Origin of the sequence: Mycobacterium asiaticum (genome assembly GCF_001673365.1) — a bacterium.
In the GTDB taxonomy this organism is placed as follows: Bacteria; Actinomycetota; Actinomycetes; order Mycobacteriales; family Mycobacteriaceae; genus Mycobacterium; species Mycobacterium asiaticum_A.
In genome coordinates, this window is sequence record NZ_LZLS01000007.1 from 1 (window position 1) to 21059 (window position 21059).

27 protein-coding genes and 2 pseudogenes are annotated in these 21059 nt (G+C 64.3%); 16 read left to right on the forward strand and 13 right to left on the reverse strand.

What is annotated here, in order from left to right:
• A pseudogene (locus tag A5634_RS28495) lies at positions 1-643 on the forward strand (hypothetical protein); the annotation flags it as partial.
• 7 nt (positions 644-650) lie between these two features.
• Here A5634_RS28495 and A5634_RS01365 read toward each other — a convergent pair.
• Positions 651-1160, reverse strand: a complete 510-nt coding sequence (locus tag A5634_RS01365; protein WP_065142301.1) for a DoxX family protein — start codon at positions 1158-1160, stop codon at positions 651-653.
• A 99-nt stretch (positions 1161-1259) separates the two neighbouring features.
• Here A5634_RS01365 and A5634_RS01370 point away from each other — a divergent pair, with 99 nt between their 5' ends.
• Positions 1260-2885 carry a pyruvate, phosphate dikinase gene (locus tag A5634_RS01370; protein ID WP_172831581.1) on the forward strand — a complete coding sequence of 542 codons (1626 nt, stop codon included), beginning with the start codon at positions 1260-1262 and terminating at the stop codon, positions 2883-2885.
• Complete coding sequence (locus tag A5634_RS01375) at positions 2882-3478, forward strand: hypothetical protein (RefSeq protein ID WP_065142302.1); 597 nt, start codon at positions 2882-2884, stop codon at positions 3476-3478. Before A5634_RS01370 ends, A5634_RS01375 begins: the two co-directional genes overlap by 4 nt.
• 1 nt (position 3479) lies before the next feature.
• Here the strand turns inward: A5634_RS01375 and A5634_RS01380 are convergent, their stop codons facing one another.
• The 3 genes from A5634_RS01380 to A5634_RS01390 form a co-directional block, all read right to left on the reverse strand.
• Positions 3480-4721 carry a WS/DGAT domain-containing protein gene (locus A5634_RS01380; protein WP_155769293.1) on the reverse strand — a complete coding sequence of 414 codons (1242 nt, stop codon included), beginning with the start codon at positions 4719-4721 and terminating at the stop codon, positions 3480-3482.
• A 4-nt stretch (positions 4722-4725) separates the two neighbouring features.
• The gene (locus A5634_RS01385) at positions 4726-5631 is read right to left on the reverse strand and encodes an alpha/beta fold hydrolase (protein WP_065142304.1); all 906 of its coding nucleotides are present in this window, start codon (positions 5629-5631) and stop codon (positions 4726-4728) included.
• A gap of 66 nt (positions 5632-5697) precedes the next feature.
• Entirely contained in the window at positions 5698-6171 is a 474-nt protein-coding gene (locus A5634_RS01390; RefSeq protein ID WP_065142305.1) for a VOC family protein, read from the reverse strand.
• A gap of 102 nt (positions 6172-6273) precedes the next feature.
• Between A5634_RS01390 and A5634_RS01395 the strand changes: the two genes are divergently transcribed.
• From A5634_RS01395 to A5634_RS01410, 4 genes are read left to right on the forward strand one after another with little or no spacing between them, the layout of a single operon-like run.
• The gene (locus tag A5634_RS01395; RefSeq protein WP_065142306.1) at positions 6274-7137 is read left to right on the forward strand and encodes an SDR family NAD(P)-dependent oxidoreductase; all 864 of its coding nucleotides are present in this window, start codon (positions 6274-6276) and stop codon (positions 7135-7137) included.
• 12 nt (positions 7138-7149) lie between these two features.
• Complete coding sequence (locus A5634_RS01400; RefSeq protein WP_065142307.1) at positions 7150-8232, forward strand: NAD(P)H-dependent amine dehydrogenase family protein; 1083 nt, start codon at positions 7150-7152, stop codon at positions 8230-8232.
• On the forward strand, positions 8229-8867 hold the full coding sequence (locus tag A5634_RS01405; protein ID WP_065142308.1) for a TetR/AcrR family transcriptional regulator: 639 nt from the start codon (positions 8229-8231) through the stop codon (positions 8865-8867). Before A5634_RS01400 ends, A5634_RS01405 begins: the two co-directional genes overlap by 4 nt.
• On the forward strand, positions 8864-9718 hold the full coding sequence (locus tag A5634_RS01410; RefSeq protein ID WP_065142309.1) for an alpha/beta fold hydrolase: 855 nt from the start codon (positions 8864-8866) through the stop codon (positions 9716-9718). Before A5634_RS01405 ends, A5634_RS01410 begins: the two co-directional genes overlap by 4 nt.
• Positions 9719-9850: 132 nt before the next feature.
• Here the strand turns inward: A5634_RS01410 and gnd are convergent, their stop codons facing one another.
• The gene (gene gnd / locus A5634_RS01415) at positions 9851-10873 is read right to left on the reverse strand and encodes a phosphogluconate dehydrogenase (NAD(+)-dependent, decarboxylating) (protein WP_065142310.1); all 1023 of its coding nucleotides are present in this window, start codon (positions 10871-10873) and stop codon (positions 9851-9853) included.
• A gap of 12 nt (positions 10874-10885) precedes the next feature.
• Positions 10886-12316 (reverse strand): glucose-6-phosphate dehydrogenase, encoded by a 1431-nt coding sequence (locus tag A5634_RS01420; protein ID WP_155769294.1) that lies wholly within the window; start codon positions 12314-12316, stop codon positions 10886-10888.
• Positions 12317-12412: 96 nt separating this feature from the next.
• Here A5634_RS01420 and A5634_RS01425 point away from each other — a divergent pair, with 96 nt between their 5' ends.
• Positions 12413-13255, forward strand: coding sequence for an adenylate/guanylate cyclase domain-containing protein (locus tag A5634_RS01425; protein WP_065142311.1), 843 nt, complete (start codon positions 12413-12415; stop codon positions 13253-13255).
• Here A5634_RS01425 and A5634_RS01430 read toward each other — a convergent pair.
• On the reverse strand, positions 13198-13416 hold the full coding sequence (locus tag A5634_RS01430) for a hypothetical protein (RefSeq protein ID WP_065142333.1): 219 nt from the start codon (positions 13414-13416) through the stop codon (positions 13198-13200). The two genes, A5634_RS01425 and A5634_RS01430, sit on opposite strands and share 58 nt — an antisense overlap.
• Before the next feature lie 42 nt (positions 13417-13458).
• On the opposite strand from A5634_RS01430, the gene A5634_RS01435 reads away from it, so the two are divergent.
• Both A5634_RS01435 and A5634_RS30210 read left to right on the forward strand, forming a co-directional pair.
• On the forward strand, positions 13459-14148 hold the full coding sequence (locus A5634_RS01435) for a guanylate cyclase (protein WP_065142312.1): 690 nt from the start codon (positions 13459-13461) through the stop codon (positions 14146-14148).
• Position 14149: 1 nt separating this feature from the next.
• Positions 14150-14262, forward strand: a pseudogene (locus A5634_RS30210) (hypothetical protein); the annotation flags it as partial.
• A 71-nt stretch (positions 14263-14333) separates the two neighbouring features.
• Here A5634_RS30210 and A5634_RS01440 read toward each other — a convergent pair.
• The 4 genes from A5634_RS01440 to A5634_RS01455 all read right to left on the reverse strand — a co-directional run bounded on the left by A5634_RS01440 (position 14334) and on the right by A5634_RS01455 (position 17028).
• Positions 14334-14855, reverse strand: coding sequence for an OsmC family protein (locus tag A5634_RS01440; protein ID WP_065142313.1), 522 nt, complete (start codon positions 14853-14855; stop codon positions 14334-14336).
• Between the two features lie 257 nt (positions 14856-15112).
• Positions 15113-15688 carry a glycoside hydrolase gene (locus A5634_RS01445; RefSeq protein WP_065142314.1) on the reverse strand — a complete coding sequence of 192 codons (576 nt, stop codon included), beginning with the start codon at positions 15686-15688 and terminating at the stop codon, positions 15113-15115.
• 363 nt (positions 15689-16051) lie between these two features.
• Positions 16052-16399, reverse strand: coding sequence for a limonene-1,2-epoxide hydrolase family protein (locus A5634_RS01450; RefSeq protein ID WP_065142315.1), 348 nt, complete (start codon positions 16397-16399; stop codon positions 16052-16054).
• 77 nt (positions 16400-16476) lie between these two features.
• On the reverse strand, positions 16477-17028 hold the full coding sequence (locus A5634_RS01455; RefSeq protein ID WP_065142316.1) for a VOC family protein: 552 nt from the start codon (positions 17026-17028) through the stop codon (positions 16477-16479).
• 123 nt (positions 17029-17151) lie between these two features.
• Here A5634_RS01455 and A5634_RS01460 point away from each other — a divergent pair, with 123 nt between their 5' ends.
• The 6 genes from A5634_RS01460 (at position 17152) to A5634_RS01485 (ending at position 20291) form a co-directional block, all read left to right on the forward strand.
• Positions 17152-17526 carry an HNH endonuclease gene (locus A5634_RS01460; protein ID WP_065142317.1) on the forward strand — a complete coding sequence of 125 codons (375 nt, stop codon included), beginning with the start codon at positions 17152-17154 and terminating at the stop codon, positions 17524-17526.
• Positions 17527-17550: 24 nt separating this feature from the next.
• Positions 17551-17907, forward strand: a complete 357-nt coding sequence (locus tag A5634_RS01465; RefSeq protein ID WP_065142318.1) for a Fe-S protein — start codon at positions 17551-17553, stop codon at positions 17905-17907.
• Positions 17908-17966: 59 nt separating this feature from the next.
• Positions 17967-18356, forward strand: coding sequence for a DUF732 domain-containing protein (locus A5634_RS01470; RefSeq protein WP_065142319.1), 390 nt, complete (start codon positions 17967-17969; stop codon positions 18354-18356).
• 238 nt (positions 18357-18594) lie between these two features.
• A complete protein-coding gene (locus A5634_RS01475; protein WP_172831584.1) occupies positions 18595-18885 on the forward strand; it encodes an amphi-Trp domain-containing protein in 291 nt (96 codons plus the stop codon).
• A gap of 112 nt (positions 18886-18997) precedes the next feature.
• Positions 18998-19408: an NAD(+)--rifampin ADP-ribosyltransferase gene (arr, locus tag A5634_RS01480; RefSeq protein ID WP_065142321.1), complete on the forward strand. Its 411-nt coding sequence runs from the start codon at positions 18998-19000 to the stop codon at positions 19406-19408.
• A 193-nt stretch (positions 19409-19601) separates the two neighbouring features.
• On the forward strand, positions 19602-20291 hold the full coding sequence (locus tag A5634_RS01485; protein WP_065142322.1) for a class I SAM-dependent methyltransferase: 690 nt from the start codon (positions 19602-19604) through the stop codon (positions 20289-20291).
• 75 nt (positions 20292-20366) lie between these two features.
• On the opposite strand, the gene A5634_RS01490 is transcribed toward A5634_RS01485, so the two are convergent.
• Together A5634_RS01490 and A5634_RS01495 are read right to left on the reverse strand one after the other, a co-directional pair.
• Positions 20367-20630, reverse strand: coding sequence for a type II toxin-antitoxin system RelE family toxin (locus A5634_RS01490; protein ID WP_065142323.1), 264 nt, complete (start codon positions 20628-20630; stop codon positions 20367-20369).
• Positions 20627-20911: a type II toxin-antitoxin system Phd/YefM family antitoxin gene (locus tag A5634_RS01495; RefSeq protein ID WP_065142324.1), complete on the reverse strand. Its 285-nt coding sequence runs from the start codon at positions 20909-20911 to the stop codon at positions 20627-20629. Before A5634_RS01495 ends, A5634_RS01490 begins: the two co-directional genes overlap by 4 nt.
• Positions 20912-21059 lie beyond the last annotated feature (148 nt).

Below are 21059 nucleotides of genomic sequence, written 5' to 3' on the forward strand. Positions count from 1 at the left end.
CGACGGCGGAGAGGGCGGCACCGCCGGCGGTGCCGGTGGCGGCGGGGGTCATGGTGGCCTGCTCTTTGGCACAGGCGGCCAGGGCGGTGCGGGCGGCAACGGCCAACCCGCCAGTGGCGGTGACGGCGGCGCCGGCGGTGACGGTGGGCTGTTCGGTGACGGCGGCCACGGCGGTGTCGGCGGCGCGGGCCGCGAGCACGGCGGGATCGGTGGGGCCGGCGGCAACGCCAGTGGGTTCTTCGGAGCCGGCGGGCGGGGTGGCCACGGCGGCGCCAGCGGCACCGACGGCGGAGACGGCGGGGCCGGCGGCAACGGCGGCCAGGTGTTCGGGTCCGGCGGCCAGGGCGGTTCCGGCGGGTCCGGCGGGTTCGCCGTCGTCGGCACCGGCGGGACCGGCGGAGCCGGCGGCAGGGCAGGCATGCTTGGCAACGGCGGCGCCGGCGGTACCGGAGGGGATGCCGTGTTCAGCGACGGGGTCAACCAGAGCATCGGCGGAAACGGCGGCAATGGCGGCAACGCGTGGCTTGTCGGCGACGGGGGCAACGCCGGTGACGGCGGTTACGGCTCGTCGCCTACGACGCCAGGTACCCCCGGCATCGCCGGTATCGGCGGCCTGCTGCTGGGTGAGAACGGCGCGCCCGCCAGCTGAGCTATCCGGCTTGTTTGACTGGCGGACGGTAGAAGATCAGCAGCTGACCGATAGCGCCGGCCAAGCCCAGTCCCAGCGAGATCGCCAGACCATGCCAGCCGTCAAACCAGTTCTTGCCGAAGATCAAGTAATCCAGGCTGAGCTTCCCCGCTCCCAGGGTGGCCACCACAATGGCGCTCAAGGCCAGCACCAGGTTGTACTCCCAGCCCTCCTTGACGATGAAGAACCCGTTGGCACGGTGGACGGTCCAGGCCGCGACGATCATCAGCGACACGAAGCCCGCCGCCGGGATCGGTGTGAGCAGCCCGGCTGCCAGGCCCAACCCGGCCGCCGTCTCGGTGCTCGCGGCGATCGTGGCATGGAACTTGCCGGGCTTCATCCCGATGCTTTCGAACCAGCGCGCGGTGCCCGCAATGCGACCGCCGCCGAAGAACTTGTTCAAGCCATGCGCGGCCAACGTCAGTCCCAGCGCCAGCCGCAGAATCAGTAGCCCAACATCGTAGGGAGTCATAGCGTCAAAGCTAAAGCATCGGGTATTGCCGGTAACAGCAGCTCCGGTGATGCATATGGGACCATTGCGGGCGTTCCAGCAACGACGAGGGGGTGCATCATGGCCGGGGTCGCGCGCCGCCACAGCCCCCCGCTAGGCACCCTGCACGACGCGGTGGTGTTGCTCGACGGCACCGCGCATCAACCACGGGAGATCCTGGGCAACAAGGGCCACGGCATCGACACGATGCGGCGCCACCGCCTGCCGGTACCGCCGGCGTTCTGCATCACCACCGAAGTGGGCCTGCGCTATCTCGCCGAACCCGGACCGACAATCGACGCCATCTGGGACGACGTTTTGGACCGGATGCGGTGGCTCGAAGAACAAACCTCGCGCACCTTCGGACGCGGCCCGCACCCGTTGCTGATCAGCGTGCGTTCCGGTGCCACCCAATCCATGCCCGGCATGATGGACACGATCCTCGACCTGGGCATGAACGACGCCGTCGAACAGGCGCTGGCCGCACAGGGCAACGTCGAGTTCGCCCGCGATACCCGCCGACGGTTCACCAGCATGTATCGGCGCATCGTCTCGGGCAGCGACGCGCAACCCCCGCAAGACCCAAATGCCCAGCTGCGCGCGGGCATCGAAGCTGTCTTCGCCTCGTGGAACTCCCCGCGCGCCATCGCATATCGCCAGCACTATGGCCTCGACGAACGCTGCGGCACCGCGGTGGTGGTGCAGGCCATGGTCTTCGGCAACCGGTCGGCGAACTCCGGTGCCGGTGTCCTTTCGTCGCGCAATCCGATTACCGGGGCCGACGTACCGTTCGGTGAGTGGCTGCCCGGTGGGCAGGGCGACGACGTGGTGTCCGGACTTGTTGACGTCGAACCGATTAGCGCGCTGCGCGACGAGTTGCCGGACGTCTACGGCGAGTTGATGGCCGCCGCCCGCCGTCTGGAACGGCTCCATACCGACGTCCAAGAGATCGAATTCACCGTCGAAGACGGTGCCCTGTGGCTACTGCAAACCCGAGGCGCCGAGCGGTCGGCACAGGCCGCGGTGCGACTGGCCCTGAGGCTGCGCAACGAAGGGCTGATCGACGATGACGAGACGCTGCGCCGGGTGTCACCAGCACATGTCACCGCGGTGCTGCAACCCGCACTGCAACCTGAAACACGGTTAGCCGCACGGCTTTTGGCCAAAGGCCTACCCGCCTGCCCGGGCGTGGCAACGGGCACCGCCTACACCGACGTCGACGAGGCACTGGACGCGGCGGACCGCGGTGAGCAGGTGATCCTGGTGCGCGATCACACCCGGCCCGAAGACGTCCAGGGCATGCTGAGATCACAAGGCATCGTCACCGAGGTGGGCGGGGCCGCAAGCCACGCCGCGGTGGTCAGCCGCGAACTCGGCCGGGTCGCGGTGGTGGGCTGCGGTCACGGTGTCGCCGCGGCGCTGGCGGGTCGCCAGATCACCGTCGATGGCAGCGAAGGCGAAGTGCGCGAAGGCATCCTGGAACTTAAGGCGTGGTCGGAAGACGATACCCCGGAGTTACGCGCGCTGACCGAGATCGCGCTGCAGATCAGCCCGCTGCGTGCCCACCCGACCGGCAACCACCCGAGGGTGGATGGTTCATCGGAGGCCGCCGTCCGTGCCGCCCTGGCGGCGGGACGATCCGACGTCGTGTCGCAAACTCCGTTGATCACCATGCTGAACGCGATCCGGCTGCAGGGGCAAAAATGACGGAATTGTCGGTGCTGCAAGCGATCCGGCTGAAGGGTCGGGTGAGTGTGACGGACCTTGCCGCCACACTCGACGCCGATATCGCCGAAACGGTCCGTTCACTCGCCGCCGACGGGCTGCTGATCGACGGCCCCACCTTGCGGATCACCCCTGCGGGCCGGACCCGACTCACCGAATTGCTCGCAACGGAACGCGCCGACCTCGATCACACCGTACTGACCGGTGCCTACGACGAATTCCGTTCGGTGAACGTCGATTTCAAAGCACTGGTCACCGACTGGCAACTCAAGGACGGCCAACCCAACAATCACGACGACGCGGACTACGACACCGCTGTGCTGGCCCGCCTCGATGCTGTGCACGAGCGGGTGATGCCGATCATCGCGTCCGCCGCCGGACAACTGCCTCGACTCGGCGCCTATTCGGCGAAGTTGAGCACCGCACTTGACCGGGTCAAGGCCGGTGAGATTGCTTGGCTGACAAGGCCGCTGATCGACTCTTATCACACGGTGTGGTTCGAACTGCACGAGGAATTGATCCTGAGCGTCGGCCTGACCCGCGAAGAAGCCGCCAGATCCGGTGACGCGCAATAACTTACAACGCTGCGTCCAGTAGCCGGAGGTAGGCTTCGATATCGGGCATTGCCGACTCGGCGGCATGCACGCTGATCGCGACCGTATCGCCGATGCCGTGCACACCGTGGGTCAGTCCCATCACCGCCGACAGCGCCGGATAGCCCGCCGTGAGCACCACGGGCGCACCGCCGAAGCTCAGGTCGGCGGCGCCGCGATTGACGCTGGACACCACGGTGTTGCCGGCCACTTGCGTCGGTCGCGCGTCCGGATCGAACTGGGATACGCCCCAGCGCAGTAACGCGGCGGGCACCGCGGCGAAGGCCCGATCGCTGGCTAGCGCGGCGGGGTGCGCGAACCGGCGTCGCGCGTCGGCCAGTTCGCCGGCGATCCGATGCCTCCGCTCGGCGAGACCGAGTTGTGGGTGCAGCCCGACGCTGACGTTGCCAAAGTGGTTATAGCCAAGTGGTGCACCGGGTTTAGCCATTGGCACTTCGGCGCCCAGGGTATCGCCGGCCGCACCGAGAAACTGCGACAGTGCCGTACCGACCGCGGCCAGTACCGCCACGGTGACAGTCGGCGGGGCCAGTTGCTCGCGACGCCGCACCAGGGTACGAATGGCGCGGACGCGCCCCGGGCGGGCATTCGTCGTCAGCGGCTGCCGCAATCCGACTCCCGACGTCACCAACCCGGCGTCGACATCACGCATCAAACGGCGATGTGTGCGTACCGCGTCCAAACCCAGCAACGGCATGAAGCCCGCCCGCGCCGTGCCTACGTGAGGCACCGTCGCCGGCCGCCCGAACAGCCAGGCCGCCAGCGCCGCACCCCGGACCCCGTCGGCCACCGCATGCGAAAGCTGTAGCACAGCAACGGTTCCCACCCCGGCAACGCCCGGGATGCCGGCCACCGGTGTGAATACGTGCAGGCGCCACGCCTGCTGCCGGATATCCAGCTGATCACCGGCCAGGTCGGCCACCGCGGAAAGGCAGGCGTCCCAACCATCGTCGGCCAAATCGTGGTGCGTCACCTGCTCAGGACGAACCGGCGCGGGCACCCAGCGCGGATACCTTACGACGCAGTCGTCCACGACCCGCATCGTCAGGTCCGCGCAGGCACTGGCTCGCCGACGGACCTGGCGGACGGCCTCGTCGAGATCTGCCGGTTCGGCGCCGAAGGCGTACAGCAGGAATTCGTCGTTGGGGGACTTGGCCGACATCCAGTAGAACTGGGCGTCGACGGCGGCCATCCGGTGCCCGGGCACTACCTCAGCCGGGTGAGCCGACGAACGTCAGGACCAGGTTGGCGACCTTGTCGGGCTGCTCGAGTTGCAGGAAGTGCCCGGCGTGTGAAACGACCGAAACCTCACTACCGGCCGGCAGTATTGGCTTCACCCTGCGCGCGAAAGCCGCTGTCATGCAACCGTCGTCCTGACCGTGCAGGTACAGGGTCACCAGCTTCGGCGCCTCGGTCCAGTACCGGTGCAATTGCGCGTATTGCGCCGGTGGTGGGGTGTTGCGGATGGTGGCGCGGTACGGGCCGAGCGCCGCGCGCCAGCTTTCCGGTGTGCCGATCGCGGCGTCGACGTGGCGCAAGTCCTCTTCGGCGCGGTAGCCCGGCGACCACCGCCGCCACAGCAGCGGCACCACCCAGGACGCGGACCGCTCCGGCAGAAAGGGCACCTGGAAGTAACTGATGTACCAACTGCGCAGCAACTGGCGCGAGACCTCGCGGGCCAGTCGACCGCGTTCTCCCAACCCGCCGCGCGGGCGCAATGCCCTCGCTGGCGGCACCGACATGATCACCGCGTGCGTAAACGGGCTGTCGGGCATCGCGGCCAGACCGTTGGCGGCGATCGCCCCCCAGTCGTGCCCGATCACCACGTCACACTCGGTCCCGCCCGCCGCCTCGCGCACCCGCAGCGCGTCGTCCATCAATGCACCGATGTGATAGCTGCCGTCGGCCGGAATCGACGACGGCGCGTACCCCCGCATGAACGGCGCCACCACCCGCCAGCCTGACTCGACCAGTCGCGGGGCGAACTTGCGCCATCCATAGGCGGTGTCGGGAAAGCCATGCAGGCACAACGCGATCGGCGCGTCCGCCGGCCCCCAGGCCAGCGCTTTCAGGTCGCCGTTGGAACCCTTCACGTCGATCCAGCCTGGTTCGGACAACTCGGACTCCTGTTCGCCGTTTTCTCGACCAGTCCAACGTAACCGGCCGCCGGCGCGCAGACGAGTTCAGGCTTCGGCGACCGCTTTCTCCAAATCCTCGACGACGATCTTGCTCATGCCGTGCATCGCCTTGGTGGCCGCGGCGGCTCGGGCGGGATCTGGATCGTTGACCAATTCCAGCAGCCGCGCCGGCACGATCTGCCAGCTCAGGCCGAAGCGGTCCTTGAGCCAGCCGCACTGCGACTCCTCGCCACCTTCAGTCAGCTTCGTCCAGTAGTAATCGACCTCGTCCTGGTCTTTACAGTCGACGGTGAACGACACGGCCTCGTCGAAGGTGAACACCGGACCGCCGTTGATACCGATGAACCGATTGCCGTCAAGCACGAAGGCGCCGAACGCAACCGAACCCGGCTCACCTGGCCCCACCTCGGTGTATCGGGTGTATCCCTCGATGTGCGAGTTCGGAAACACCGACGTGTAGAACTGCGCCGCCTCTTCCAGGTTCTGGTCGAACCACAACGTGGGCGTGATCGATGGCATTGCTTCTCCTGTTTGCTCGGGGTCTTTGATAGTTAGACCGCGGCGACTGCCAAAACTCACCGCACGCTTGCCCAGAAAGATTACAAGTGTAATCATCTGCGGGTGGGCTCGCTGGACGGCAAAGTCGCCGTGGTCACCGGAACCAGTCGCGGCGTCGGCGTAGGGATCGCGCACGAACTGCTGCGGGCGGGCGCCACCGTCATCGGCTGCTCGCGGCGCCCGCTGGATGCCCTGCCCGGAGTCGAAGCCGAGCCCGACTGGGCCCGGCGCAGTGCCCAAAAGGTATGCGACCAAGGCGATTACCACGCCATCGACACCTTTATCCAGGACGTCGTCGACAGTTACGGCAGAATCGACATCCTGGTCAACAACGCCGGCGGCACCGTGCCGGCACCGCACGTCGAGGACATTCCCGACCTGGTGCAGCGTCTGCAGGGCGCCCCGCCCAGCACAGACGACTTCGAGCGGACCGCGCTGTTCCATGCGTTCGCGGTACAGATGAACCTGATCAGTCCGATGTGGTTCGCTATCCGCGCCTACCGGCAGATGAAAACCCAGGACGGCATCGGCTGCATCGTCAACATCTCCAGTGGCGCCAGCCACCCGGCCGGGGCACCCACGCTGGTGTCCTACGGTGCCGCCAAGGCCGGGCTCAACCACATGACCCGCTCGTTGGCACAGGAGTGGGGTCCGAAGGTTCGCGTCAACTGCGTGGCTCTAGGCCCGACCATCACGGACAACTTCCGCGCGTTCGTGCTCAACAAGGACGACCCCACCGGCAGCGAATATTTCGCCAAGGTCCCGATGAAGCGCGGCGGCGAGCCCGCCGAAGTGGGCCGCACGGTGGTGTTCTTGGCTTCGGGCACAGCAGATTTCATCAACGGCACCACCATCGAGATCGACGGCGGCATGCTACCCGGTGTGCTCTACGACGCGGGCCTGAAGACCATCACTGACCTGATGTGAGGCGATAAAGATATGACGCGCAGAGTCATTCAGTACTCCACCGGCAACGTCGGGCGGCACGCACTGCGCATGCTGATCGAGCGGCCGGACTTCGAGTTGGTCGGGGTGCATGCCCGTAGCCCGGACAAGGTGGGTCGCGACGCCGCGCAGTTGTGTGGGCTCGCGGAGCTGACCGGCGTGGTCGCCACCGACGACCTCGACACGCTGCTCGCACTGAACGCCGACTGTGTGGTCTACACCTCGCAAGCCGAGACCCGCCCCAAACAAGCCCTCGCAGAAATCGCCGGATTCCTCCGAGCCGGCACCAATGTCGTTGGCTCGTCGTTTGTTTGGATGGTGGCACCCGAACAGGCCGGTGACTGGTTGCGCGACCCGCTCGCGCAGGCCTGCGCCGAGGGAAACACGACCCTCTACATCAACGGCGTCGACCCCGGCTACTCCGGGGACACCCTGGCCTACACGGCACTGAGTCTGGCCGAACGCGCAACCAGCGTCACCGTGCAGGAGATCTGCGACTACGCCAGCTACGACGACGCTGAATTCACCGGTGTCAGTTTCGGTTTCGGCATTGCGCCCGAACACACGCCGGTGATGTTCCTGCCGGGCGTGCTGACGTCGATGTGGGGCGTGCAGGTGCGCAGCCTGGCGCGGGACCTGGGCGTCGAACTCGACGAGGTGCGGGAGCGCTGCGAAAAGTGGGTGACGCCCGAGCCGATCGACTGCGTGATGATGCACGTCGAGCCCGGTCAGGTGGCCGCGGTGCGGTTCGCGGTGGAAGGTCTGCGCGACGGCGAGGTCGTCATCACCATGGAGCACGTCAACCGTCTCGGCCCGCAAACCGCACCGGATTGGGCCTATCCCCCGGACGGTCGCTTCGGTGTACATCGTGTTGTCGTCACGGGCAGTCCCGGCGTCGAAATCAATACCCACCTGGGTGGCGATGCGGGCGGCGGCACCGATCATAACGAAGGCGGTGTCATCGCGACCGCCGCGCGCGTGGTCAACCTGATCGACGCCGTATGTCGAGCCCCCAGCGGCATATTGGCAGCGCACGACCTCCGCCCCCTGGACCACCTAACAGGCGTAATGCGGTGACCGGACCTCGTAGACCGCCCGGCGGCGGACAGGCGCGCGCTGAACGCAGCCGTCAAACCGTCATCGACGAAACCGTCCGCTACATCCTCAAGGAGGGCTTCGCTCCGCCCAGCGTGCGGCAAATCACGGAGCGCGCCGGATTGACTTGGGGCGTAGTGCAATACCACTTCGGCGATCTGGACGGCATCCTGATGGCGGTGGTGGACAAGGGATTTGCCGATCTGCTCGAGACCCTCGACGCGCTGCCCGCGCGAGCCGCGCAGATACGGCCGGCCGCACGACCGGCATTCGTTGTCGATGCGGTGTGGCAGGCCTTCTCCAGCCCCACATCGATGGCGGCGCTGGAAATCCTGATCGCCACCCGCGGTGCACGCACCAAAACCGCCAACGCTCACCTGGCCGCAATGTCGGCACGGATGACCGAGATCGGCGAGCACCTGGGGGCCGGCATCGCGCCAGGACAGGCGAGTCGCTTGGGCAACCTGATCTGGGCCACCATCCGCGGCCTGGTGGCCGTGCAGTTGACCTGGCCCAAGCCGCTGGACAGCTCCAAGGACCGCGAGATGCTCGTCGAGGTCCTCAGCGCCTACCTGGCTGACCATCAACCCGACCCGAAGGAGAGACTCACCACATGAGCGGCAGCCCACAAACGGTCGAGTTTTCCGGAGTCGACGGGATCGCCCTGGTCGGCGACGAATGGAACCGCGGCGCAAGTGTGGCCGATCGTCCCACCATCCTGATGCTGCACGGTGGCGGCCAGAATCGGTTCTCCTGGAAGAACACCGGTCAGATACTGGGCGGTGACGGGTTTCACGTCATCGCTTTGGACACCCGTGGTCACGGTGACAGCGACCGAGCACCGGACGCCGACTACGACGTCGAGACATTGACCGCCGACGTCATGCACGTGCTCGACGCGATCGGCCGTCCGGTGGTGATCATCGGGGCCAGCATGGGTGGGCTGACCGGCATCCTCGTCGCGGACCGGGCCGGGCCGGAGCGGGTCACGAAGCTGGTGCTCGTAGACGTGGTGCCGCGATTCGAGAAGAACGGCAGCGCCCGGATTCGCGAGTTCATGATGACCAACATCGACGGCTTCGAATCACTCGAGGATGCTGCCGACGCCGTCGCCGCATACCTGCCGCACCGGCCGAAGCCGCGCAGCCCGGAAGGGCTCAAAAAGAACCTGCGGCTGCGCGACGGGCGCTGGTACTGGCACTGGGACCCAGCATTCATGACCAAGCCTGGCGACGATCCCGAGTTGCGCACCGAGGGCTTTGAAGCCGCCGCCGCCAACCTGTCGATTCCGGTCCTGTTGATTCGCGGAAAGCTTTCCGATGTCGTCAGCCTCGAAGGTGTGGAGCATTTCTTGACCCAGGTGCCGCGCGCGGAGTTCGTCGAGCTGTCCAATGCCGGCCACACCGCGGCCGGTGACGACAACGATGCCTTCAGCGACGTTGTGGTTGCCTTCGTCGAACGTGAGTGACCCGCCTTACGCTGCACGGTGATCCGCCTGCGCGAGTGCGCATTTCACGACGCGACACGCCGCGGATGCGTCGCACAGTTCACTCTCGGCGACGGGCAGGCGGGATGCCGGGCAAGGCCCGCCTCGCCGCGGTCAGTTGGCAGGCTTCTCCGCGTGGCCGCCGAACTGCTTGCGCATAGCCGACAACGCCTTGTTGGCGAAGTCGTCCAGGTCGCGCGAGGCGAAGCGGGACTGCAGCGCCGTGGTGAGCACCGGCGCGGGCACCCCCTCGTCGATCGCCGCGATAGAGGTCCACCGACCCTCGCCCGAATCGGAGACACGTCCGGAGAACTCGGACAGATCGGGCGAATCGTTCAGCGCGATCGCGGTCAGATCCAATAGCCAGGAACCGATGACGCTGCCGCGCCGCCACACCTCGGCGACGTCAGGTATGTCGAAATCGTATTCGTAGAACTCGGGATTGGACAGTGGAGCGGTCTCGGCGTCACCCTCTTGAATCCGGGTGCCGATGTCGGCATTGCGCAGGATGTTCAGCCCCTCAGCGAGCGACGCCATCATCCCGTACTCGATTCCGTTGTGCACCATCTTGACGAAATGACCCGCCCCGGCCGGCCCGCAGTACAGGTAACCGTTCTCGGGTTGCGCGACGTCGCCTTCACGACCCGGGGTGCGCGGGGCGGCGTCCACGCCCGGTGCGACGGTGGCAAAGATCGGTTCGGCGTATTCAAACGCATCCGACTCGCCGCCGATCATCAGGCAGTAACCCCGCTCGCGGCCCCAGACGCCGCCGCTGGTACCGCAGTCGAGTAGACGAATCCCATTCTCGGACAATGTCTTTGCGTGACGCACGTCGTCGCGGTAGTAAGAGTTGCCGCCGTCGATCACAATGTCGCCGGATTCTAAAGTGTCGGCGAGTTCATCGATGACCCCGGTGGTGATGGTGCCCGCCGGCACCATCACCCACACGACGCGGGGAGCAGTGAGCTTGTCACGCAGTTCGGCGAGCGAGGAGACCCCGGTGATGCCGTCCTCGCCCGCCATCGCCTCGACCGCGTCGGAGCTGTGGTCGTATACCACGCACTCGTGCCCACCGGTGACCACGCGTCGGACAATGTTGGAGCCCATTCGGCCTAAACCGATCATGCCTAGCTGCATTGTTTTGTCTCCTTAGTGTCCCGAGTTTTTGGGCATCCACGGCTCTTGCCAGCCGTGGTGACCCTCCAGCAGTGCGTGGGCCGCGTCGGGGCCCCAGGATCCGGCGTCATACGGGTGAATTTCGCCGGGGTCGTCCAGTAGCGGCTGCACGATCCGCCACGTCTCCTCAATGCTGTCTATTCGGGCGAAAAGCTGGTGGTCGCCCGTCAGCGCAGCATGAAACAGCCGCTCGTAGGGACGCTCCGGTTCGCCGAGATCTTCGGCGAACGACGAGTCCAGATGAATGTCTTGCCAGTCGTCGCCTTGTTGGGCCGAAAGTTGAAGGCGCATACCAGCTTCGGGATCGATCCGCAGCACAATCTGGTTGGGCTCGGCCGCTTTGCTGATCGGCAGGAAACAGAGACTGGGTGTGCGCCGAAGTAGCAGCCGAACCTCGGTCACCTTCTCCGGCAACGACTTTCCCGCTCGCAAGAAGATCGGAACACCGGCCCAGCGCCAATTATCGATTTCGGTCCGCAGCGCGATGAAGGTTTCGGTGTCGGAATCCTTAGCCACTTCGGGGACATCGGTATAGCCGCGGTATTGCCCACGTACGCACTGCTCGGGCTGCAAAGCCGGTATGCCGCGCAGCACCTCTGACTTCTTGTCATTCAGGTCGTCGGCGGTGGGCCCTACCGGAGGCTCCATCGCGACCAACGCAAGCACCTGCAACAAATGGTTTTGCACCACGTCGCGCAATGCGCCGACCGCGTCGTAGAACTTGCCGCGGGTTTCCACCCCGAAGTTTTCGGCCATGGTGATCTGGATGGCGTGGACACTGTCGCGATCCCATAATTTCGCGAGCGCCCGATTGGCGAAGCGCAGGTACTCCAATTCGACGACGGGTTGCTTGCCTAAGAAGTGGTCGACTCGCATGATCTGCTTTTCGTCCAGCACCGCGCGCAGTCGGGCGTTGAGTTCGCAGGCGGAATCGAAGTCGTGGCCGAACGGCTTTTCCACTGCCACCCGTGCCTGCTTCAGTAGCCCGGCTTCACCCAGCTTCTCGACGATGGGCGCAAACAACGACGGCGGCATCTCCAGGTAGAACAGTGGGCGCTGGTAGCGGGAGCCAATTTGCTCGGCCAGCGACTCATACAGCGCGCTGTCGGTGACGTCGCCGTGCAGATAGGACAGCCGGTCGGCCAGTCGGTCGAAGATCGCGTCGTCGATCTTCTCGCCGGTTTCTTCGACGGCGTCGCGACCCAGCGACACCAACTTCTCGACCGAGATATCGTCGCTGGCCACGCCCAAGATGGGACAGTCCAGCAGCTTGCGGCACTCCAGCCGGTAAAGCGCGCGAAAGGTCATTTTTCGCGCCAGGTCACCGGTGATGCCGAAAATTACGAACAGATCTGATTCGTCAACTTCGTCGTCGTCGGCCAATCCCCACCTCCAGGACGTCATTGGCTTACATGAGAATTGCTTCCCCGCGGCGACCAAACTCAACCCTAAACATCATGGAATCGCCCGACAAGATGGGCCTCGCGCCGCCCTGAGAGGATGGCGAACATGAGCGATACGCTTCATCTCGCCGTCTACGTCCTGGCCGCAATCGCGGCGATCGAGGCTGCCGGGCTCGTCGCGCTGGGGGTGTTGCTCAAGCGCAGTCGCGAGGAGCTGGCGGAATTGCAGCAGCGCTCCGACGTTCGCAATCGGCTGTGGTCCGGTGGTCGCGAGGCCGTCAAGACGATGTGGAATACGGCCAATCTGGTGCGCAAAGAGGGGTTCGGCGCGGCCGTGCGTAGCTCGATCGAAGAGCTCGCCGACTGGGCCGAGGTGGAGCGCCCCGACCTGGCGCGAGTCACCCCGGACGGCCGTGTGGTGATCTTGTTCTCCGACATCGAAGAATCCACCGCGCTGAACGAACGGATCGGCGACCGCGCCTGGGTGAAGCTAATTAGCGCACACGACAAGTTGATTCAGGAGCGAGTGCGCAAACGCGAGGGCCATGTGGTGAAAAGCCAAGGCGACGGATACATGGTCGCGTTCGCGCGCGCCGAGCAAGCGGTGCGGTGCGGTGTAGATATCCAAGAAGCCGTCCTCCGGGACGGAAAACGTAAGCGCCACGAGGAGATTCGGGTAAGGATCGGAATCCATATGGGTCGCTCGGTCCGGCGCGGCGAGGACCTATTCGGGCGCAATGTCGCGATGGCGGCGCGGGTAGCAGCTCAGGCCGAAGGAGGTCAGATCCTGGTGAGCGAACCGGTTCGGGATGCCGTCGGTGACAACGACGGCATCGGTTTCGACGACGGTCGCGAGGTCGAGTTGAAAGGTTTCTCCGGAAGTTACCGATTGTTCGGGGTCGAAGCAGTGGGCACCGACCCCGAACCCGAACGGGACTGATAGCCTTCCGCGTCGGATTCGGCGAGTCGCTGGTGCAGCCGTGCCCGGATCTCGTCGGGCGTGTAGGCGCGCCGTTTGCGTTGATCGCGCACCACCAGCGCACCGCCGGCCACTACACCCGCGACACCGGCCAGTCCGACCCACTTCCAAATGTTGCGCATCAGCACAGGCTATCTTGGGCCGGCTCTGCTTAGAGTGCTCTCGTGGACTCCAACACTCTCACCTTGGACCAGGCGCTGGCCGAAACTCGCACCGGTGATCTGTGGCTGTTCCGGGGCGTTTCACGACCCGACCGTGCCATTCAGACCCTGACCAACGCTCCGGTCAACCATGTCGGGATGACGGTAGCCATCGATGACCTGCCGCCGCTGATTTGGCATGCGGAGTTGGGCGACAAGCTCGTCGACATGTGGACCGGGGACAACCATCGCGGTGTTCAGCTCAATGACGCCCGGCAGGTCTTCCTGCAGTGGACGGAGCGTTATCACCAGCGCTGCTGGTTACGGCAGCTGACGCCGTACGCCACCCACAAACAGGAGAACGAACTGTTGCGGGTGATCGCCCGAATGAACGGCACCGCATTCCCGACCACCGCGCGTCTGACCGGCCGATGGTTGCGCGGTCGGCTGCCCACCATCAATGACTGGTTTCGTGGAATACCGTTGGTAGACAAAAAGGTTTACGAACACACGGAGCGTCGCCGGGCAGAACGAAAGATGGGGTTGGCCACCGCGTACTGTGCGGAGACCGTTGCGATTACCTACGAGGAAATGGGATTGCTTCGCACCGACAAGGACACGAACTGGTTCGATCCGGGGAAGTTTTGGAGCGGCGACTCGCTACCGCTGGCGCCCGGTTACGAGCTTGGCAAGGAGATTGCCGTCGAAGCTTGACGTGGCGATCGCGAGCGCGGCGCAGCCGGGCGAAGCGGGTCGCCACCATCGGAGCCCGTGGCGATCGCGAGCGCGGCGCAGCCGGGCGAAGCGGGTCGCCACCATCAGACCCCGGGCGATCGCGAGCGCGGCGCAGCCGCGCGAAGCGGGTCAGGCGGGCGAAGCGGGTCGCCCCTGTCAGCGGCTTACGTTGCGGCGCCGATTTCCAGGCTGGTGTGCACCGGCGTGGGATTACGGGTCAGGTCCAGGACTGGGCAGTGCGCGTCAACCGCGTCCTGCAGTTCCCGGTAGCGTTCCAACGTTTCCGGACCGGTCACCGTGACCACCACCCGGACTTCCTGAAATCCGGCACGCACGTCGTCATCCAGCGCGAAAAAGCCCCGCACATCGAGGTCTCCCTCAGCGCGCGCGGTGATCTCGTCAACCGCAATACCTAGCTTCTCCGCCCAGAAGCGCCAGGTGACGACCTGACACGAGAGCAGCGAGGCCAGGTAGTACTCCACCGGATTGGGCGCCTTGCCCTCTCCCCCGAGCACTGCCGGTTCGTCGACCTCGACTCGATACTGGCCGAGGGTCACCGTGCTGGCCACCGCGTCGTGGGCGGTAGCTGACGCCTGGAAGACGACCTGGGCGTTTGTCGGGTCTGTGCTCACCGCATCGCCGGTGGCCGCGATGATGCCGCCGAGGTGGGTAACCGAGGTTGTCACAGAGAGACTCCTTCCATCGCGACGATGGTAAGGGACGGCGGGCGACGAATCGACCATCCGACTCAACCTGAACCGAACATTGAAATCACCTGCATATTTTCGGCCGGAAAGTGGTATTCACCGGGAGGCGTTTTCTATTCACCAAAAGGGAGCGATATTAGACATAAACCACACCCGGCACGCATTGTGACTTGTACCACAATTGCGCAACCGGGTGTGGCTGGCAGTTAATTAGAGCGCTGGGTTTACTGGATCTGTTACGAATCCGCCATTTCCGGGTCACCGGGCGGAGCGGGCTCGGGCGCCAGCTCAGGAGCCGGTTCGGGCGCCAGCTCAGGTGCTGGCTCAGGAGCCGGCGGGAACATCTCTGGCGCCGGCGGGGCGGACTCCTGGCCGACGGCGTCGACTAGGACGACGGGGCCGTCCGGGGCCGGTGCAAATTCGCCTTCTGGCAGGTCAAGGTCCTCAATGGGCAGGTACATGTGGTGGGTGAACTGTGGTTGGTATGCACCACCGCCCCCTATGCGAACTCCGCCGCCTTCGCCACTGGACACTGGCGTGCCGTCGGGCAGGGTCACGGCCGTGTGGCCGCCGTTCCACCCAATTACCACGGCATTGGCAGCGGTCCCGTGCTGGAAGCCGCGAGACAAAAGGGCCGCTTCCTCGTTTCCGGTGTTGAATCGGCTACCGAAAACCGGGCGGTCGCTGGCCGCATTCGCGACCCACGAAGCCAATCCTGAGCAGTCGGTCCCGGCGGGTGAATCGCCACCCGAAATGTAGGGGGTGCCAGAGACCTGATTTACGAGCGCCAACAGCGTTGCTAGAGCAATCATGGCCGGAAATCTACCGACCATTAGCGTGGGAAATCAAAATTTGTGGTGCTTATCACGCGAATTCAAATAACGCTTTGACCTGCATATACCGCAGTTATGTCACGGCTCAATCTATAAAGTGAAACAGAAGTGATTGATGTGATAGCTGAATGGCGTCAGCAAATTACGCTACGAACCAGATCACTCGGTTTAACTGGGATATTGATAACCGGCACATTACGATAGCAACACTGCCAATACACACGACAGCCTAGATTCGACGCCATTCTGGTGGTCTGCGTCACAACCTCGACGCATTCGAACGAGGACACTAGGACCTGTTGCAGACCTGTTTCGACAGCAGACCAGAGGCGACGTGGACGCTCAGCGAGGGACGTCGAAGTAGTCTCGCCATGCGGCGATCTTGTCGCCCACGACTTCAAAGGCCCCCATGCATCGTGCGCGCACCGGATGGCCGTCATACACCATCTCATCGACGCGCTCGGTGAGGACGATGTTGCCGTTGACCGCCAAGTTGACGACTTTCAGATCCACGCTCTGCATGCGCTTGACGTAACCTTCGACGGCCTGCGTTATCGCATCGACTCCGTGGTGGGCGCCCAGCGCGACGTTGTCCCATACCCCGTCGGCGGCAAAATAGCTCACGATCTCAGCCGCGTCCAGGCGACTCCACGACTTGAGCTCGGCTCGAACCACGTCCTCGGGCGTCATACTTCCTCCTGCCCCGATGGCCACAAACCCGTCGCACCGGAAAGCACTCTACGCCGGAACGGAAATTTGGTATATGCCTATCGGCGCGGAAGAGTCCGTCTCGCTTGCCATGTCACTCCAGGCACGGTGTTCGCCAGGTCCGACCTACTCTTGGCGAACCCGTTCAACGCTCGGTAAAAGGACCAAACTTGGCGTGGCGTAGGAACTTTCGGCACCCACGCAAGCTCCCAATGTATCCCGTTGATCGGGTCTTCGAAGAAAACCGCGTAATAGCCAGGCCAATACTGCGGGTACTCCCTGGGATCGTCTGTGACACGAATATCGCACTCTAGCAAAAATTCTCGATGGAAACGGTCGACTTCTCGCTTGTTCCTAGCCCACAGCGCAATGTGATTGATGCCGACCGCCTGGTCGCCGTGTGTCAGCTTCGTCCCGGTACGGGCCGGTTGGATGCCAATGTAGCTGTGCGGGTTGACATATCGGGTCATGTAGTAGATCGACTGGTACTCCATGTTCAACGACGAGAAGCTGCTGTATCCGAGCCAACCGAACAGCGCATCGTAGAACTCAAGCGAGTTCTCGTAGTCCAACACCGCGAACTCGACGTGACTGACACCCCGCCACCGCATCTCGCCTCCCCTAAAGCGTGAGTACTACATACTGTAGTACCCGAAGGGGTCGAGGTGAAGCCCTCAAAATTTGCTCGCATTTCGCTGCCGCCCAACACGCGATTGACCGGTTAACGTGCTCAAATGACGTCCGCTCGGCGCCCGACCCGTGCGCAGCGATACGCGCGTCGCCGGAAGCGGCGAATGGCTCGGCACGTCCATGACCTCACCGAGGAGCAGTGGGTAGCGCTGAAGTCCGCCTGGGGAACATGCGCCTACTGCGGGACGTCGGGAACTAACCTGCAGAAGGATTGCATGCTGCCCATCGCCAACGGCGGACGCTACACGCTGGCCAACGTGGTGCCGAGTTGCGCGCCGTGCAATGCGAGCAAATGCAACTCGGAGGTGACCACCTGGATGCGGCGTAAAAAGCTCGACGAGCGCGGCTTTCTCGTGCGACAGGCTGCGATCTTCCGGCGCCTTGCCGCGCCAGCATCACCAAATACCCTATGCGAGTAGGACATTGACCCTAGGCTATCCGGCGTGGAACTACTGCGCCGGGTCATAGTCTTGTTGCATATCACCGGCTTCGCGGTGACGTTCGGAGCGTTGAGCGCCGAAGCCGCTTCGCGTCGCCTCCGCTTCGTCCGGGTGATGGACTACGGACTGCTGCTGTCTCTGCTCACCGGCCTGGTGTTAGCGGCGCCGTGGCCCGCCGGCATAGTGCTCAACTACCCCAAGCTCGGAATCAAGCTGGCGATACTGGTCGTTCTGGGTGGGGTTCTCGGCGTGGGCAGTGCCCGGCAACGCCGGTCTGGCCAGTCAGTGGCCCGCTCGATGTTCGTCGCCGCCGGGGTGCTGTCGCTGGCGGCCGCCGGTGTTGCCGTGCTTTGGCAGTAGCTGGCTAAACTGGCCTTTCCGCGAGTTCGGCACACCGCGGGCTGCGAGGAGGGGACGTCATGCTGAAAGTCGTAGCGCTACTTGCCGTTGCCGTGGGCCTGGCCGCGCCGGCCTACGCCGACGCCACCGACGATGCGTTCCTGACGAACCTCGGCACCTCTGGCATGAACTTCGGTCCGCCGGACAAGGCAATCCAAGTCGCTAAGACCGTTGTTTGCGGTTCCCTGCACGACAACCCCAACACCAGCACCGCGGATCTGACCACCAAGGTCACCAACGCCACCAACTGGCCGGCGCTCAACGCGGCGTATTTCACCGGGGCTGCGATCCAGGCCTACTGCCCCCAGTACGGCTCCCTCGAAGCTCCCAGCGTCCCGACGAAAGCGCCGACCGGCCCGAGTGCCCCTGCCCCGACGCCCACCTCGACCGCCGTCAATACGGCGTACTGAGCACTGCCGCTAGGTGCCAGCTGTCCGCGACCCAGTAATCGTCGAGATATAAACCACGCACACGCTTTTCGGCGTGTCGTGTGCGAGGTTTATATGTCGCGCGGCCAGCTAAATCGGTAGCACATCGACACCGGCGCTAAGCCTGAGCCGAGGGACTCCGCCACGCTTGTTCGCGTATGCGCCGCTGTCAGGCGTTCATGCCACCATGGAAAGAAGTCACCTTAAGCAAGGAGAAGACGTGAACACGGGAAGATTGCTCAAGAGCAAAAGACAGTTCAGCCGCGACGAGCTCGCCGGGCTGCTCGAGTCGATCGCAGGGCGCATTCGTGAGGGGTCGCTGACCCTTGGCGAGGGATCAGAGGCCATAGCCATGGATTTGCCGACGACGTTCAGCGTCGAAATCGAGGTCGAGGACTCCGGAAGAAGGCAGCTCAAGCGCGAACTCGAGCTGGAGATCGAGTGGCCCGTCGAGGCGGACGGTACGCCGATCGACGCATCCGGTTCGACCTCCGGCTTCACGGTGTCCTGACCGCACCCACAGATCGAGGATCGCCCGCCGCGTGCGACCCGGTCCGGCGGCAGCTCCAATGTGTTGCGCGTCCGGTACCGACAAGCGGCGCGAGAATTTATAACCTGTCGAGATGGATGGAACCTTGGACGAAGGGCCTTTTTTTCACGGCACCAAAGCCGAACTGCAGGTGGGAGACCACCTCACCGCCGGCTTCCGTTCCAACTACCGGCCCGAAATAGTGATGAACCACATCTACTTCACCGCGCTACGCGACGGCGCCGCACTCTCCGCCGAGCTCGCCCCGGGCGACGGGGCCCCGCGGGTCTATGCCGTGGAACCGACCGGGGAGTTCGAGAACGATCCGAACGTCACCGACAAGAAGTTCCCAGGCAATCCCACTCGGTCCTACCGCTCCAGGGCGCCGCTCCGCATCCTCGGCGAGGTCACGGATTGGACGCGCCTGACACCAGAAGTTCTCCAAATGTGGCGGGACCGGCTGGCCGCAATCCACGCCGAAGGCCGCGCCGACATCATCAACTAGTCGAACCGCATTTCGACCCGCGTTTGCTGATCAGCGGTTGAGTCTCCGTTCGGTCGCAGCCGTCCTCGTCTGCCGGCGCAGATAACTACTTCAGGATAGGCCGACAGTAAATGCGGTACAGCATGCCTCGACTCTCTCCAACTTCAGCTAAAAAGCCATGCCGCACCAGTGGCCGTGCTCTACGGTTCGTCAGATGGGGGTCAGGGACGCCGTCATGGCAGGTATTGCCAAGCAGCTCGGTCATCCAAGTGGTCTGCGCGGACGCTTGGTAGGTGCGGCACTCAATCGGGGCAACCGCCGTTTGGTGACCGCCGCCGCGCGGGCGCTGCAAGCCGATGAAGCATCGGCGGTGGCCGATGTCGGATTCGGTGGCGCCGTGGGGCTGAAATTTCTGCTCGACAGTGTTGGGCCGTCGGGCAGTGTGCACGGTGTCGAGGTGTCAGAGACGATGCTCAGCCAGGCCGCGGGGCGCTACCGCCGCGAAATCGCTTCCGGGCGACTGTCTTTGCATTCCGGATCCATGACGCAGCTGCCCTTTGCCGACGGGGCATTGGACGGCGTCATTACCGTCAACACCATCTACTTCGTCGCGGAACTCGACAAAGCGTTCCAAGAGCTCGCCAGGGTGATAAACAGCCGTGGTCGACTCGTCATCGGACTGGCCGACCCCGACGTCATGGCAAAACTGCCATTCACGGGACACGGCTTTCACCTCCGTCCGGTGCCCGACGTTATCGACACGCTCCGGCGCACCGGCCGCATCGTCGAACACCGTCAGATCGGTGAGGACGCCAACGCACCGCACCTGCTGATCGCCCGCGGCGTGTCGATAGACCCGCCCGAACTTCGGCCAGGGGAAGGGTCGTCTTGTACAGAATTCTAGCGTGATAGGCAGAGTCGGATAGGGACGAGATGATGAACCCGGCTAAGCCTTGGACCGAAACTCCACCACATTCCGTCACCGATAAACGTCACGACGATGTCGTACGTCGATTATCCGGACGATGACAACGCTTTCATGAATCTCGTAGACGACCCGGAACTGACCGCGCCGGGCCGACCAGCGGCCGGCCAACTCCTCGCGCAGTTGCTTACCGACCCGATGAGGATTCTCGGCAAGCGGACCGCGAATGAACTCCCAACAGGCCGCGGCGACAACCTCAGGAAGATCCTCGGTCAGACTTCGCCGAGCACGCCGAGTCAGTTCGACCCGGTAAGTCATGAAGTGATGACACCCTTCGCGCGGAGTTCGGCCTCCACCTCGTCTAGCGGGTACACCCGACCAGCCGCGATATCGGCATCCGCCTCGCGGATGGCTTCCATCGCTCCTCGATCACCCAGAATTTCGAGCGTCTCCATGAGCGAGTCATAGTCGTCAGCGCTCATCAGCACGGCGGCACGACGCCCGTTCTTGGTCACCTCCACGCGCTGATGGGTTCGCACCGCCTCATCCACCAACTTGGAGAGGTTGGCCCGCACATCAGCGATCGGCAACGTAGTCATGTACAGAATTCTAGCGTTAATTTGGGCTTCGACGGCTGACACGATTCGTCAGTGGACACCGATTTCCGTGATCCCGACGGAATCCAGCTAGAGTTCCTTTTCCTCGATGCCGAAAGAGTAAGGCAGTCAGACGCGTTCGAGACGCGCT